The sequence below is a fragment of the Amycolatopsis plumensis genome, from assembly GCF_042652605.1.
Taxonomy (GTDB): domain Bacteria; phylum Actinomycetota; class Actinomycetes; order Mycobacteriales; family Pseudonocardiaceae; genus Amycolatopsis; species Amycolatopsis plumensis.
The window spans coordinates 1,352,642-1,365,738 of record NZ_JBHSJY010000001.1 but is presented as its reverse complement, the minus strand read 5'-3'; the positions used below and the strand labels follow the sequence as shown (position 1 = coordinate 1,365,738).

General features: G+C 71.0%; 17 protein-coding genes. 6 read left to right on the top strand and 11 right to left on the bottom strand.

The genetic code is table 11. The features are described 5' to 3' along the window. Complete coding sequence (gene ybaK, locus ACFPLC_RS06140; RefSeq protein ID WP_378188970.1) at window positions 1-477, bottom strand: Cys-tRNA(Pro) deacylase; 477 nt, start codon at window positions 475-477, stop codon at window positions 1-3. A gap of 192 nt (window positions 478-669) precedes the next feature. On the opposite strand from ybaK, the gene ACFPLC_RS06135 reads away from it, so the two are divergent. Together ACFPLC_RS06135 and rsrA are read left to right on the top strand one after the other, a co-directional pair. Continuing rightward, window positions 670-1,293, top strand: coding sequence for a sigma-70 family RNA polymerase sigma factor (locus tag ACFPLC_RS06135; protein WP_003059778.1), 624 nt, complete (start codon window positions 670-672; stop codon window positions 1,291-1,293). Beyond that, complete coding sequence (gene rsrA / locus ACFPLC_RS06130; RefSeq protein WP_378188969.1) at window positions 1,290-1,610, top strand: mycothiol system anti-sigma-R factor; 321 nt, start codon at window positions 1,290-1,292, stop codon at window positions 1,608-1,610. Before ACFPLC_RS06135 ends, rsrA begins: the two co-directional genes overlap by 4 nt. Window positions 1,611-1,675: 65 nt before the next feature. Here the strand turns inward: rsrA and ACFPLC_RS06125 are convergent, their stop codons facing one another. Further along, window positions 1,676-1,750: a 50S ribosomal protein bL37 gene (locus ACFPLC_RS06125; protein ID WP_098515123.1), complete on the bottom strand. Its 75-nt coding sequence runs from the start codon at window positions 1,748-1,750 to the stop codon at window positions 1,676-1,678. A gap of 69 nt (window positions 1,751-1,819) precedes the next feature. Between ACFPLC_RS06125 and ACFPLC_RS06120 the strand changes: the two genes are divergently transcribed. Then, on the top strand, window positions 1,820-3,340 hold the full coding sequence (locus ACFPLC_RS06120) for a sensor histidine kinase (RefSeq protein WP_378188968.1): 1,521 nt from the start codon (window positions 1,820-1,822) through the stop codon (window positions 3,338-3,340). Window positions 3,341-3,815: 475 nt separating this feature from the next. On the opposite strand, the gene ACFPLC_RS06115 is transcribed toward ACFPLC_RS06120, so the two are convergent. Both ACFPLC_RS06115 and ACFPLC_RS06110 read right to left on the bottom strand, forming a co-directional pair. After that, window positions 3,816-4,070: a WhiB family transcriptional regulator gene (locus ACFPLC_RS06115; RefSeq protein WP_043777259.1), complete on the bottom strand. Its 255-nt coding sequence runs from the start codon at window positions 4,068-4,070 to the stop codon at window positions 3,816-3,818. 274 nt (window positions 4,071-4,344) lie between these two features. Then, window positions 4,345-5,271 carry a diacylglycerol/lipid kinase family protein gene (locus ACFPLC_RS06110; RefSeq protein ID WP_378188967.1) on the bottom strand — a complete coding sequence of 309 codons (927 nt, stop codon included), beginning with the start codon at window positions 5,269-5,271 and terminating at the stop codon, window positions 4,345-4,347. Window positions 5,272-5,596: 325 nt separating this feature from the next. Between ACFPLC_RS06110 and ACFPLC_RS06105 the strand changes: the two genes are divergently transcribed. Next, on the top strand, window positions 5,597-6,067 hold the full coding sequence (locus ACFPLC_RS06105; protein WP_191315189.1) for a hypothetical protein: 471 nt from the start codon (window positions 5,597-5,599) through the stop codon (window positions 6,065-6,067). 71 nt (window positions 6,068-6,138) lie between these two features. Here ACFPLC_RS06105 and ACFPLC_RS06100 read toward each other — a convergent pair whose 3' ends face one another. Further along, window positions 6,139-6,621, bottom strand: a complete 483-nt coding sequence (locus tag ACFPLC_RS06100) for a GNAT family N-acetyltransferase (protein WP_378188966.1) — start codon at window positions 6,619-6,621, stop codon at window positions 6,139-6,141. Window position 6,622: 1 nt separating this feature from the next. Continuing rightward, window positions 6,623-7,210, bottom strand: coding sequence for an acid phosphatase (locus ACFPLC_RS06095; protein WP_191315187.1), 588 nt, complete (start codon window positions 7,208-7,210; stop codon window positions 6,623-6,625). Window positions 7,211-7,293: 83 nt separating this feature from the next. Here ACFPLC_RS06095 and ACFPLC_RS06090 point away from each other — a divergent pair, with 83 nt between their 5' ends. Continuing rightward, a complete protein-coding gene (locus tag ACFPLC_RS06090; RefSeq protein ID WP_378188965.1) occupies window positions 7,294-7,767 on the top strand; it encodes a hotdog fold domain-containing protein in 474 nt (157 codons plus the stop codon). On the opposite strand, the gene ACFPLC_RS06085 is transcribed toward ACFPLC_RS06090, so the two are convergent. The 4 genes from ACFPLC_RS06085 to ACFPLC_RS06070 all read right to left on the bottom strand — a co-directional run bounded on the left by ACFPLC_RS06085 (window position 7,764) and on the right by ACFPLC_RS06070 (window position 9,998). Then, complete coding sequence (locus ACFPLC_RS06085; RefSeq protein WP_378188964.1) at window positions 7,764-8,414, bottom strand: hypothetical protein; 651 nt, start codon at window positions 8,412-8,414, stop codon at window positions 7,764-7,766. The two genes, ACFPLC_RS06090 and ACFPLC_RS06085, sit on opposite strands and share 4 nt — an antisense overlap. Before the next feature lie 69 nt (window positions 8,415-8,483). Continuing rightward, window positions 8,484-8,918 (bottom strand): MarR family winged helix-turn-helix transcriptional regulator, encoded by a 435-nt coding sequence (locus tag ACFPLC_RS06080; protein ID WP_378188963.1) that lies wholly within the window; start codon window positions 8,916-8,918, stop codon window positions 8,484-8,486. Then, on the bottom strand, window positions 8,915-9,328 hold the full coding sequence (locus ACFPLC_RS06075) for an SRPBCC family protein (RefSeq protein ID WP_378188961.1): 414 nt from the start codon (window positions 9,326-9,328) through the stop codon (window positions 8,915-8,917). Before ACFPLC_RS06075 ends, ACFPLC_RS06080 begins: the two co-directional genes overlap by 4 nt. Before the next feature lie 64 nt (window positions 9,329-9,392). Then, window positions 9,393-9,998, bottom strand: a complete 606-nt coding sequence (locus tag ACFPLC_RS06070; protein WP_378188960.1) for a dTDP-4-dehydrorhamnose 3,5-epimerase family protein — start codon at window positions 9,996-9,998, stop codon at window positions 9,393-9,395. 357 nt (window positions 9,999-10,355) lie between these two features. Between ACFPLC_RS06070 and ACFPLC_RS06065 the strand changes: the two genes are divergently transcribed. Then, window positions 10,356-11,537: an NAD(P)-dependent malic enzyme gene (locus ACFPLC_RS06065; protein WP_191315182.1), complete on the top strand. Its 1,182-nt coding sequence runs from the start codon at window positions 10,356-10,358 to the stop codon at window positions 11,535-11,537. A gap of 95 nt (window positions 11,538-11,632) precedes the next feature. Here ACFPLC_RS06065 and ACFPLC_RS06060 read toward each other — a convergent pair whose 3' ends face one another. After that, a complete protein-coding gene (locus ACFPLC_RS06060) occupies window positions 11,633-13,042 on the bottom strand; it encodes a bis-aminopropyl spermidine synthase family protein (protein ID WP_378188959.1) in 1,410 nt (469 codons plus the stop codon). Between the last annotated feature and the right edge of the window lie 55 nt (window positions 13,043-13,097).

Here is a 13,097-nt window from a genome sequence, read left to right as displayed (position 1 = left end):
TCAGGCCCCGATCGGGGCCACGACCGCGCCGGTCAGCCGGATCAGCTCGTCCGGGGCCAGTTCCACTTCCAGCCCCCGTCGCCCGGCCGAGCAGAACACCGTCTCGAACGTCGAAGCCGTGGCGTCGATCACCACCGGCAGCCGGCTCCGGTGGCCCAGCGGCGAGATCCCGCCCAGCACGTACCCCGTCGCCCGCTGGGCCGCCGCCGGGTCCGCCATCTTCGCCTTCTTGCCGCCCGCCGCGGCCGCCAAGGCCTTCAGGTCCAGCTGGCCGGTGACCGGTACCACACCCACCACGAGCCGGCCGTCCACCTCCGCCACCAGCGTCTTGAACACGCGCGCCCGGTCCAGGCCCAGCGCTTCCACCGCCTCCAGCCCGTACGACTCCGCCCGCGGGTCGTGGTCGTAGGCGTGCAGCGTGTGCGCCACTTTTTGCTTCGACAGCAACGCCGTCGCCGGGGTGCCCTTGCCAGCCATGGCGGAAGTCTAGGGAATGCCCGCTCACCCCGATCGGTTGTACGGGACGTGACCACAACGCTCGCCACCACACGCTCACGCAGCCGCCGCCGTCCCGAGGCACCGGCGAACCGCGGCGTGCCCGGTCCCCGCGTAAACTCGGGTCCGCCGTATGCGCGCACGCGCATCGACGCCGAGCGGGAAGGGAACGGTTTGCCGAGCACGCAGAACTCAGCGCCGGAAGAAGCGACCGAGGCCGAGCGCGCCGAGCGCTTCGAGCGGGACGCGATGCCGCTGCTCGACCAGCTGTACTCGGCCGCGATGCGGATGACCCGCAACCCCGCCGATGCCGAGGACCTGGTCCAGGAGACCTACCTGAAGGCGTACGCCGCCTTCGCGTCCTTCAAGGCCGGCACGAACCTCAAGGCCTGGATGTACCGCATCCTGACCAACACCTACATCAACGGCTACCGCAAGCGCCAGCGGCAGCCGGTGCAGGCGCCCACCGAGGAGATCACCGACTGGCAGATCGCCAAGGCGGAGAGCCACACCTCCAGCGGGCTGCGCTCGGCCGAGGTCGAGGCGATGGACAACCTGCCCGACACCGACGTCAAGGCCGCCCTGCAGAAGCTGCCCGAGGAGTTCCGGCTCGCCGTCTACCTGGCCGATGTCGAGGGCTTCGCGTACAAGGAGATCGCCGAGATCATGGACACGCCCATCGGCACCGTGATGTCCCGTCTGCACCGCGGCCGCGCCCAGCTGCGCGACCTGCTCGCCGACGTGGCGCGCGAGCGCGGCTTCATCCGGGGCGCCAAGGAGGAGGTGGCGGGGCGATGAACGACATGTGCGAGGGCGCGTCCGACAAGGTCCGCTGCGAAGAGGCGCTCGCCGACATCTACCTGCTGCTCGACCGCGAGTGCAGCCCCGAGCGTGACGCCGCCTTGCGCGCGCACATCGAGGACTGCCCGCCGTGCCTCGAGGAGTACGGCATCGACGAGCACATCAAGCAGCTGCTGGCCCGCAAGTGCGGCGGCGACCTCGCCCCGGCCGAGCTGAAGAGCCGGCTGCGCGCGTCGATCCGCCAGACCGTCGCCACCCGCGGCGGCGTCACCGTGGAACGCACCGAGATCACCCTCGAGCAGCGCTCCGAGTAGCGCCCGAGCACGACGAAGGCCCCCGCGCCGGTGCGTGGGGGCCTTCGTCATGCCGACGCCGGGAATCAGGCGTTGGGCTTCTTGCCGTGGTTCGCGCCGTTCTTCTTCCGGTCGCGACGCTTGCGGGCGCGCTTCGACATGTTCACTCCTCGTCGTCAAGGTTGCTGGTCAAGTGTGTCATGGCGGCCTGCTCTGGTTGGATGGGGTGCGTGTCCACGCTCGCCGAACTGCTCGCCGACAACACCGGCCTCCCCGGGGAGGCCGCGGACCACCTGCAGACCGTGGTCGCCGAGTGGCAGCTGCTCGCCGACCTGTCCTTCGCGGACTTCCTGCTCTGGGTCCCGGTGACCGAGGAACTGCAGCCGGACGGCGGCGACTTCGTCTGCGTCGCGCACGCCCGGCCGACGACGGCGCCGACCGCGCACCCCGAGGACGTCGTCGGCACGCGGTTCACCGTGCAGGAGCACCCGCAGCTGGCGAAGGCCATGCGCGAGGTGCGGATCTGCCGCGAGGAGGACCCGCACTGGTACCGCGACCTGCCGATGCGGCGCGAGGCCATCCCGGTGCGGTTCCACGACGAGGTCATCGCCGTGATGAGCCGCGAGACGAACCTGGCCGCGCCGCGGGTGCCGTCGCCGTTGGAGATCGCCTACCTGGGCAGCGCCGGCGACCTGTGCCAGATGATCGTGGACGGCACGTTCCCGCCGAACGGCTCGAACGCGACCGACACGCACACGTCACCGCGCGTCGGGGACGGGCTGATCCGGCTGGACTCGAGCGGCACGGTCGTGTTCGCGAGCCCGAACGGGTTGTCCGCGTACCACCGGATGGGGCACGAGTCCGACCTGGTCGGGACGCGGCTGGCGCCGTTGACGCGGTCGCTGATCCGCGACCCCTTCGACGCGACCGAGGTGTCCCACCGGATCATCGAGGCCCTCGACGGGAAGCCGTCGAGCCGCACGGAGGCCGACTCGCGGCGCGGCGCCGTGGTGCTGTTCCGCGCGCTGCCGCTGCGGCCGGCCGGCCAGGCCGCGGGCGCGCTGGTGCTCGTCCGCGACGTCACCGAGGTGAAGCGGCGGGACCGGGCGCTGCTGTCGAAGGACGCGACGATCCGGGAGATCCACCATCGGGTGAAGAACAACCTGCAGACGGTGGCCGCGCTGCTGCGGCTGCAGTCCCGGCGGACGACGTCGGAGGAGGCGCGGCTCGCCCTGGCCGAGTCGGTCCGCCGGGTGACGTCGATCGCGCTGGTGCACGAGGCGCTGTCGATTTCGGTGGACGAGCGCGTCGACCTCGACAAGCTGCTGGACAACGTGCTGCCGATGGTCGGCGAGGTCGCCACGGCGGAGTCGCAGGTCGGGCTGTCGCGGAAGGGCTCGTTCGGGGTGGTGGTCGCGGAGATCGCGACGCCGCTGGTGATGGTGCTGGCCGAGCTGGTGCAGAACGCCGTCGAGCACGCGTTCCCGGCCGGCCGGTCGGGCAAGGTCGAGCTGATCGTGGAGCGTTCGGCCCGCTGGCTGGACGTCGTGATCCGCGACAACGGGCGCGGCCTGCCGTCGGGGTTCTCGCTGGAGCGGTCGGACGGGCTGGGGCTGCAGATCGTGCGGACACTCGTGGAGTCGGAGCTGCGGGGCTCGCTGTCGCTGCGGAAGGTGCGGACGGAGGCGTCGTCCCCCCGGGTGACGGGGACGGAAGCCGCGCTGCGCATCCCGCTGTCCCGCCGCCTCTGACGATCTCCAGCCGCGTGATGCCCCTTCAATCACGCTTGATGCCCGCTCAATCACGGGTGATGCCCATTCGCGCACGGGCAAGGCCCGGCTCGGCGCGTGATCGGGTACGGATCTCGCGTGGTTGGAGGCGGATCTCGCGTGATCCGGGGCGGGACTCGCGTGATTGGGGGCGGATCTCGCGTGATTGGGGAGGCATCTCGCGTGATTGGAGGGGCATCACTCGTGATTGGGGAGGCATCACACGGGGGATTGGTGGGGCATCAACGCGTGAAGGCCCGGCACCAGGTGCGTGGTGCCGGGCCGTTCAGCGCTTGCGGAGGACTTGAAGTCCCGGTGAGGTTTCAGCGCACCCGTTGCCAGGTGGTTTCGCCTCGGTTGTTAAGCTCAAGCCGGGTAGGTATCACCCCAGACGGCGTGGGCACGACAAATGCCCGCCGGGTGAAATTCTGCCTGGCCTGGGTGGATCTCGAGAAACTCAGGCGTTGGTACGCGTGCCGATGTGCGTACGGCGGCGCTTGAGCGCGCGTCGCTCGTCCTCGCTCATGCCGCCCCACACGCCGGCGTCCTGGCCGCTGGCCAGAGCCCAGGCCAAGCAGTCGGAAGCGGAGGGGCAGCGGTGGCACACGGCCTTCGCCTGAGCAACCTGCGACAGAGCAGGACCGCTGGTTCCCACCGGGAAGAACAGCTCGGGGTCCTCGTCTCGGCAGGCCGCGTCGTGGCGCCAGTCCATGTTCGTGAGCTCCTTCATATGGCGCGGGAGGGCCGCGCCACAGTCGTCAATGGCGGTCGTGTTCTTGGGTGCTTGTGAATGCTTTCACGAAGCACCGCTTTCGACAAGGGTTTCCGGAAGATCGGTGAGTCAGGTCACCCGGCCGAGCGACCCCTCTGACCTGCGGTTTCTCTCTGAAACAGCCGCCGGAAGGGAAGGCTGATGCGCTGAGTGGAGCTTCTCCGTCGACGAACGGCACCTGGTACTTATCCGCAGGCGATCAGCGGTCCCGTCGTCACACGATTACCGTGAGTGCATTCGGGACGCTGAAGAATTCCACTCGAGTCCGCTGGCCGACGAGGTCGCCGTCCACCTGGAAGTTTACCGGTTCAGCTGCGTCGATGCGGACCATCGGCAGGTCATCGTGACGCACGAGACGTCGTCCTCGCTGGTTGCTCTTCGTGACCAAAGCTTGGCGTACATGCTTGAACACGGTGGGCAACCCCAGACCGCTCAGCGCGAACAGGCCCAATCCCGTCTCGAACGAGCAACCCGGGTTGAGGTGGACGGCACGCTCACCCAGGTAGCTCCACGGATCGGTGTTCGACACGAAAGCGGTCAACGCCTCGACCGGGTCCTCGCCGGGGATGCGGATGGTCAGGGCCGGCCGGCCCAGCGGCGGCCGGAAGTAGGAGCGGACGGCGGCCCGCAGGTACAGGCCGGCGGTCGTCTGCTTGCCGCGGCGCTTGGCGACCCGGCCGACGACGTCGGCGTCCCAGCCGAGGCCGGCGTTGAAGGTGAACCAGTGGCCGTCGGCCAGGCCCAGCCCGACCCGGCGCGAGCGGTCGTTCTCCAGCGCGTTGAGCAGCTGGTGGGTGGCCTCGAAGGAGTCGGCGGAGATGCCGAGGGCGCGCGCGAAGACGTTGGCCGAGCCGCCGGGCACGACACCAAGTGCGGGGACGTGGCCGATTGCGGTGGGGTCGCCGTCGGCGTCGGCCAGCAGGCCGTTGACGACCTCGTTGACCGTGCCGTCACCGCCGTGCGCCACGACCAGGTCGATGCCGTCCCGCGCCGCCGAGCGCGCGACGGCCATCGCGTGGCCGCGGTAGTCCGTCTCGACCACGTCCAGCTTGACCTGGCTGGCGAGCGCGTGCGCCAGGACGTCCCGGCCACCCGCGGTGGTCGAGGTGGCCTGGGGGTTCACCACGAGGATTGCGCGCATTACCGCAGACTAAGTGACTTCCGGCGGCCCGAGAACCTTCCGGCGCCGCATGGTGACGGGCGCAACCCCGGGGAACAGCACCTTCGAGACCCTGTGCCGGGCGGTCCTCCTTCACGTGCGAGTGTCCGCTCGTCGTGACAAGTGCACCCGGGCCGACCGCCCGCTCATCGACGACATCTTGATTTTCGACGCCGGGGCGGTCTCGCGAAAACGGCCGACCGGGTGGCATACGATCGAAAGAGCTCACGCACGGTGACTCGCCCTGGCCGGGTCCACTGTGCTTCTCGCGAAACCCGTGTTCGCCGAAGACCGGAAGGCCGCCGCAGTGAAGCTCTCGCCCGCTCCCCGTGAGGTCCGGCTGGCCGGCGTGGTCACCGCGGTGCCGTCGCTCGCCCTGCTGGTGTTCGGGGTGGTCGTGCTGGTGAACGGACTGGGCTCGCCCGCGCAGCCGGGCAACAACGTCTTCGTCGAGTCGGGCACGTTCATCGTGGTGGCGCTGGCGTTCCTGGCCGCGTCGGCCGGGCTGGTCCTCGGCCAGACGTGGGCGCGCTCGCCGGGCGTGGTGATCGCGCTGATCGTGATCGGGCTCGGCTGGTACCTGCTCGGGCCGTCCGGCGAGCCGCTGTGGGGCGTGCCGATCGCCCTGCTCGGCATCGTGGCACTGGCCCTGCTGTTCCGGCGGCCGTCGCGGGCGTGGGCGCTGGGGTTGCGCGAAGGCGAGACGGAAACGGAGGCCGCCGAACGCGGTGGGCTGGCGGGCCGCCGCGCCGAGCGAGAGGGCCACGAAGAGGACTGACCCGCAACCGCCCGGACGCAGTGAATGACTCATTCCTGGCGTCGGAGGTCAGGAATGAGTCATTCAAGACGTCAAGCCTGGGCGGCCAGCGCCTTCAGCGGCTCGTCGGTGAGGCGGTTGACCGTCCACTCGTCCATCGCGACCGCGCCGAGGGCCTTGTAGAACTCCGTCGCCGGGTTCCAGTCCAGCACCGACCACTCGAGCCGCGCGTAGCCGTTCGCGACGCACTCGGCCGCCAGCGCCGCCAGCAGGGCCTTGCCCAGGCCCGACCCGCGCTGGGACTCCCGGACGTACAGGTCCTCCAGGTAGATCCCGTGCACACCGCGCCAGGTCGAGTAGTTCAGGAACCAGACCGCGAAGCCGACGACCTCGCCGTCCACTTCGGCCACGTGCCCGAACAGCTTCGGCGATGCGCCGAACAGCGCCTCGTGCAGCTGCGCCTGCGTGAGGTGGCACTCGTCCGGCGCGCGCTCGTAGTCCGCCAGCTCGTGGGCGAGGCCGACCGCCGCTTCGACGTCCGAAGGGCGGATCCGGCGGATGCGGTCGTCGGGCACGTCAGTCCTCCGCGGGCAGCAGGTTGAGGTGTTCGATCTGGGGTTCGCCGCGCTCGTCGCCGAGCACCGCGATGCCGGCCGCGTCGAGTCCGAAGTGGACGCCGGCGGTGGCGGGCAGGCCGAGCCAGCGGGCCACCAGCACGCGGCTGAAGTGCCCGTGGCCCACCAGGATCACGTCGCCGGCCTCGCAGGCTTGCCGCGCGCGCTCCAGCACGCGGTCCGCGCGGGCGGAGACGTCCGAAGCGCTTTCGCCGCCGGGGCTCGGGTGGGTCCAGACCGTCCAGCCCGGCACGGTCTCCCGGATCTGCGGCGTGGTGACGCCTTCGTAGTCGCCGTAGTCCCACTCGGCGAGGTCCTCGGTGACTTCGTCGACGCGCAGCCCGGCCAGCGCGGCGGTGCGCAGCGCCCGGGCGCGCGGGCTCGAGAGCACCAGCGACGGGCCGCCCACCAGGCTCCGGAGGGTGCCGCCCGCGGCGCGGGCCTGGCCTTCGCCCGCCGGGGTCAGCGGGATGTCCGTGCGGCCGGTGTGCCGCCCGTTCAGCGACCATTCGGTCTGCCCGTGCCGGAGGAGGAAGAGACGGTTGGTCACCCGGCCGAACATACCCGGCCGTTTGCGCGGTAGCAGGCCGTCTGCTTAGCTACTGAACGGTAGCTTAGTACGAGGAGACCCCCATGGCCCTGACGCCGACGTTCGCGATGTGGCACAAGCTGGCCGGGAAGCCGGGCGGGAAACAGCTGTTCAGCGCCGCGATGTGCCTGCGCGTGCCGTACTTCCGCACGGTGCTGCCCTCGGTGCGCGAGCTGCGTCCCGGCCACTGCGAGGTCACCGCACCCAAGTGGTGGGGTGTCCACAACCACATCGGCACGTTCCACGCGATCGCCGCCTGCAACCTGGCCGAGATCGCGATGGGCATGCTCGCCGAGGCGACCGTCCCCACCACGCACCGGTGGCTGCCGAAGGGCATGAACGTCCAGTACGTCGCGAAGGCCGAAACCGGCCTGCGCGCGGTCGCGGCGCTGCCCGAGCTGCCGGAGTTCGGCGACGAAGGCTTCGACCTCGAGGTCCCGGTGACCATTTCGGACGCGAAGGGCCGGCCGGTGGTCACCGGGACGATCACCATCTGGGTGACGCCGAAGAAGCGTTAGAGCTGCTTGTACTGCACGTACGTCGTCTGGTGGAACTCCGAGGACGACGGCAGCCCCAGCTTCCGGTCGACGAGCTTGCCGAGCGGCCCGCAGCCCTGCGTCGCCGGGAGCGCCAGGGCCGGGTCGACGACGCCGAAGTGGAACGTCGGCGGGTTCTTGGACAGCACCGTCGGCGGCATCGCCGGGTCGTCGTGGACGACCGTGTGCAGCGGCGCGGCCGCCGTGCCGATGCTGCATTCCTTGCGCAGCAACGGGTGCCGCAGCACCGCGTAGACGTCGAGCTCGCCGCGGCGGGTGTCGTTGCCCTGGAAGTCCGAATAGCCGCCGTAGCGCAACTGGAGCGTCGTGCCGGCCAGGCCGGGCACGCGCACCGGCTCGTGCCGCAGCGCGCCGAACACCTGCGCGTACTGGCCGTTCACCTTGCCTTCGCTGAACGTCAGCCGCATTTCGCCCAACGGGATCTCCTGGGTGCCGACCGTCAGCTTTCCTTGCGAGACAAAGGCTTCACAGCGCCACGTGCCCGGGTCGGCGTTCGGCGGCGGTGCCGGGCAGTCGGTGAAGTCGAACATCGGGAGTTCGTCCGCGGACGCGGTGCCCGGCAGCAAGGCCAGTGCGGCCGCGGCCGCCCCCAGTGCGAGAAGTTTCATGGCGGTGAGCCTGCCCGCGTGGTGACGCCGGGACATCCGGGATCGTCCCCAGGGAAGCCCCGGGATTCGTCAGGGGCCGAGCCGGGCCAATGCGTCGACGAAGCCGTCGTCGGCGGACGCGAAGAACTCGGCGTCCGCGGCCTCGACGTCCTTCAGTGCCTTCGCGACCAGTTCGAGGCCGGCCGGGGTGACTTCCAGGCGTTTCGCGCGGGCGTCGGCCGGGTCGTCGGCGCGGGCCAGGAGACCGCGGTCGGCGAGCTTGCGGACGACCTGGCTGGTCATCATCGTGTCGGTGCCCGCCTGGTCGGCGAGCTGCCGCTGGGTCGGTGGCTCGCCCGCCCGGGTGAGCCACCACGTCGTCGTCAGCAGCACGAACTGGACGTGCGTGAGGTCGTGCGGGGCCAGCGCGGCCCGCATCGCCCGCTGCCAGGCCAGCGTCACGCGCCACAGCAGGAAGCCGGGGCTGCGCTCGGGGCCGGGCAGGCGGGACTCGGGGGCGGTCATACTCGCGAGCTTGCCTCAGCGAGCCGGGCCAACGCGCGCATGGCGTCCGGAGTGTCCGAAGTGACCTGCTCGCCGAACCCTTCCGGGCCGTCGATGGTGACGCGGTAGGTGATCCGCGTGCCGCCGTCGACGTCGGTCAGCACGTGCTCGAACCGCAGGTGCGCGTCCGGCAGCCGCGTCTCGTCGGTGAAGCCCCGGCCTTCGGTGACCTCGGTGAGGGTGAACGGGATCGGCGGCATGCCGTCCATCGTCATCGTGCCGCTCGTCCCGGCGGCGAACGGGCCGTCGAGGACCACCGACCGGACGCCGGCGTCCCACTCCGGCCAGCGGTCCGTGTCGGCCCAGAGCGGCCAGATCGCGGCGGCGGGGGCGGTGGACGTCTCGCTGTGCTCGTACTCATAAAGTGCCATGCGGGCATACTATATGCACGCATACTAAATGTGCAAGCGGCCTCGACGAGCCGGGCGGTGGTGGTCAGTTCGCCGAGCGCAGCTTGTCGTAGTAGGCGACGCAGTCCTCGTAGGACGGCAGCAGGCCCTGCTCGAGCGCCTCGGCCAGGGTGGGGGCGGCGCGGTCCTTCTCCGACAGGATCGGCTCGATGTCCGCGGGCCAGGGCAGGCCGAGCGCCGGGTCGAGCGGGGTGATGCCGTGCTCGCCCTTGGGGTTGTACGGCTCGGAGCACAGGTAGGCCATCACCGTGTCGTCCTCGAGCGCGATGAAGCCGTGCCCGAGGCCTTCGGCGAGGTAGGCGGCGTTGTACCGGGCGGAGTCGAGCTGGACGGCGTCCCAGTGGCCGAAAGTCGGCGAGCCGACGCGGATGTCGACGACGACGTCGAGCAGCGAGCCGCGCGCGCAGTAGACGTATTTCGCCTGCCCGGGAGGCGTGTCGGCGAAGTGGATGCCGCGGATCGCGCCCCGCCGGGACACGCTGTGGTTCGCCTGCGCGAGCCGCAGCGGGTGGCCGGCCGCCTCGCGCAGGACCTCCTCCTGGAAGGGGGCGACGAACAGGCCCCGCGTGTCGGGGAACGCCCGGGGGGAGAACTCGAAGGCGTCCGGGACGCTCAGCCGGCGGAATTCCATGGCCTCACCTTATCGGGCGGCTAAAAAACCGAACGGACGTCTTGGCAATTGCCGGAATGGGCGTCCGATGTGACATCAACCGCACCGAGGGGTCACCGGCGGCGGAGGACCTGTCACAATGAACGAACCGCCGCGTCCGCGGCCATCGCCAGACCCACGGCACCGATGGCCGACGTGACGCCTCGCCGACAGGCCGGCGCTACCGCGCTGGGCTGCCGTGCCGGGATCCCCCACGGTTTCCCCTGCCGACCGTGGTCCCAGCCCGCATGCCCAGGAGAAATTCCAGTGACCCGAGTCCGAACCGCGAGTTCCGTCATTCCCACTGGGGGAATGACGGAAACGACGACAGGAAACCCCATGACCGACCCCACCGGCGCCGTCGCGCCGGTCACCGACGAAGAGATCTTCACCGGGCACGAGGGCGGCAAGCTCTCGGTGGCGGCCACCCGCCCGATTTCCAGCCCGCGTGACCTTTCGATCGCGTACACCCCGGGGGTGGCGAAGGTGAGCCGCGCGATCGCCGAGGACGCCGCCAAGGCCAAGCACTACACGTGGGCGGACCGGCTGGTCGTCGTGGTGAGCGACGGGACGGCGGTGCTCGGCCTCGGCGACATCGGCGCGAGCGCGTCGCTGCCGGTCATGGAGGGCAAGTCGGTGCTCTTCAAGACCTTCGGCGGGCTCGACTCGATCCCGCTGGTGCTGGACACGACCGACGTCGACGAGATCGTCGAGACGCTGGTCCGGCTGCGGCCGTCGTTCGGGGCCGTCAACCTGGAGGACGTTTCCGCGCCGCGGTGCTTCGAGCTGGAGGACAAGCTCAAGGAAGCCCTGGACTGCCCGGTCATGCACGACGACCAGCACGGCACGGCGATCGTGACGCTGGCCGCGCTGCGGGGCGCCAACCTGGTCCTCGACCGGGCGATCGCCGACCAGCGCGTGGTCGTCTCCGGCGCCGGTGCGGCCGGTGTGGCCTGCGCGAAGATCCTCCAGGAAGCCGGCATCGGCGACGTCACGGTGCTCGACTCCCGCGGCATCATCCACGCCGGCCGCGACGGCCTGAACCCGGTCAAGGAGCGCCTGGCCGCGACGACGAACAAGGCGGGCCTGCGCGGCGGGCTGGCGGAGGCCCTCGAAGGCGCGGACGTCTTCCTCGGCCTGTCGGGCGCGACGATCGACGAGTCGCTGCTGGGCCGGATGGCGGGCGGTGGCATCGTGTTCGCACTGTCCAACCCGGACCCGGAAGTGCACCCGGTGGCGGCCGCGCGGTACGCCTCGATCGTGGCCACCGGCCGGAGCGACTTCCCGAACCAGATCAACAACGTGCTGGCGTTCCCGGGCGTCTTCCGCGGCGCGCTCGACTCGGGCGCGCGGGCCATCACGGAGAACATGAAGCTGGCGGCCGCCGAGGCGATCGTGTCGGTGGCGATGGACGACCTGGGCCCGGACCGGATCGTCCCGTCGCCGCTCGACCCGCGCGTGGCCCCCGAGGTCGCGGCCGCGGTCGCCAAGGCCGCCGAAGCGGACGGCGTCACCGACTGACAGTCACTGTCAGAAGCGCAACTTTCCCTGAGAAAGTGGCGCTCCGAGACCCCGAGAACGGCACTTTCCCTATGAAAGTGCCGTTCTTGGCGGGGTCAGCGCAGGAGGTCGGGGAGGCGGTGGCGGGGGACGTCGACCAGGCGCAGGTCCACCAGGTCTTCGGGGACGTCGAGGGCGACGTTCGCCAGGCGGGCGTGGGCGCGCGTGAGGATCTCGTCCTGGTGCTCCACCGCCTCCGCGACCACGACCGCGTGGCGGTTGTCCGGCGTGCTGCGCAGGTACCGCAGCGCGTACTTGCCCCGGACGAGTGACGCGAGCGCCTCCTGGGCCGCCTGATCGCCCAGGTCGGGGTGGGCGTTGGGGACCAGCAGCGCCAGGCGCCGGGCGTTCGTGCCCAGCAGTGTCCGCAGCAGCCACGGGCCCGGGTCGGCCGAGAGGTCCATCGCGACGGCGTCGCCCTCGGGGCCGGAGATCGACCAGTCCACCGGCCGCGACTCCAGCGCGAGGCCGCCAGCGCCCGCGATCTCCTTCAGCTTCTCCAGCAGCGCCGGTTTCGTCCCGGCCGCTTCGACCGACTGCGGCCCGTGCGTGTAGATCGCCTTGCCGCTGCGCATCTTCTTGGCCTTCGCCGTCGGCTGGCAGACGTAGAGGTCCGCCGCGCTGCCGATCGCCTGCGCCCCGAAGTACCGGTTGAAGCCCGGCAGGATCGCCTCGAACGTCAGCCCGAGCGTGGCCAGCGACCGCTGCACCTGCGCGCCCAGCGCCGGGTGGCGCGGGCTGTAGCCGTACGCCAGCAGCAGCCGTCCCTCGCTCGGCTCCCGCAACGCCTGCACCCCGCGCGCCGCGAACAGCCCCATGCCTTCGGGCGTGTACGGCGGATCGCTGAACACGAGGTCGAATCCGCCGGAAAGGGACGGCGGCAGGCCGACCCGCAGGTCCGCGTGCACGGTCCGGATCTCCCGGCCGCCGCGGTCGTCCAGGTAGGCGAGCACCCGCTCGTCCAGGTCGACGACCGTCAGGGACGCCGACGGGCAGACCGCCCGCACCGCCAGGGACGTCAGGTCGTGGTCGCCGAGGAACAGCAGGCGTGCCGACGCGAGGTCGTACTGCGCGTCCAGCCAGAGCGCGCGGCGCAGCACGGTCTCCGGCGTGGCCTGCACGTGGTCGAGCGCGGCCAGCGGCGAGGGCACCTCGGCCACCCACTCGGCGATCTTGGGCAGCAGCTCGTGCGTTGCGACGGCTTCGTCGAGCGGGTCGGCGTAGCGGGGTGCGCGGTACTGCAGGTACGACGCCGCGACGCCGGGGGCGATGCGCAGGCGGTCGCCGCTGCGGTCCAGGTCGTCGCCGAGGGCGGTGAGGACGGCTTCCACGCTGCGCCGCGGGGCCGTCGACAGCCGGACCAGCTCGCCGAGGTCGTGGTCGCCGGTGCGCAGCAGGTCGAGGACGCGGTACAGCGGGCGGACGCCGACGCCGTGCGCGGCGAGGACGTCGTCGAGGGCGTTCACGGAGTCCGAGCCTAGTGGCCACCTGCCGGAACAGCGTGCCAACCACCGCGTACTC

What these genes read in the sequence shown, in the direction of transcription:
- ACFPLC_RS06070 (WP_378188960.1), bottom strand. Translation starts at nt 9,998, where the DNA reads ATGGAATTCCGCCGGCTGAGCGTCCCGGACGCCTTCGAGTTCTCCCCC.
- ACFPLC_RS06110 (WP_378188967.1), bottom strand. Translation starts at nt 5,271, where the DNA reads ATGCGCGCAATCCTCGTGGTGAACCCCCAGGCCACCTCGACCACCGCG.
- ACFPLC_RS06075 (WP_378188961.1), bottom strand. Translation starts at nt 9,328, where the DNA reads ATGGCACTTTATGAGTACGAGCACAGCGAGACGTCCACCGCCCCCGCC.
- ACFPLC_RS06065 (WP_191315182.1), top strand. Translation starts at nt 10,356, where the DNA reads ATGACCGACCCCACCGGCGCCGTCGCGCCGGTCACCGACGAAGAGATC.
- rsrA (WP_378188969.1), top strand. Translation starts at nt 1,290, where the DNA reads ATGAACGACATGTGCGAGGGCGCGTCCGACAAGGTCCGCTGCGAAGAG.
- ACFPLC_RS06080 (WP_378188963.1), bottom strand. Translation starts at nt 8,918, where the DNA reads ATGACCGCCCCCGAGTCCCGCCTGCCCGGCCCCGAGCGCAGCCCCGGC.
- ACFPLC_RS06115 (WP_043777259.1), bottom strand. Translation starts at nt 4,070, where the DNA reads ATGGACTGGCGCCACGACGCGGCCTGCCGAGACGAGGACCCCGAGCTG.
- ACFPLC_RS06085 (WP_378188964.1), bottom strand. Translation starts at nt 8,414, where the DNA reads ATGAAACTTCTCGCACTGGGGGCGGCCGCGGCCGCACTGGCCTTGCTG.
- ybaK (WP_378188970.1), bottom strand. Translation starts at nt 477, where the DNA reads ATGGCTGGCAAGGGCACCCCGGCGACGGCGTTGCTGTCGAAGCAAAAA.
- ACFPLC_RS06090 (WP_378188965.1), top strand. Translation starts at nt 7,294, where the DNA reads ATGGCCCTGACGCCGACGTTCGCGATGTGGCACAAGCTGGCCGGGAAG.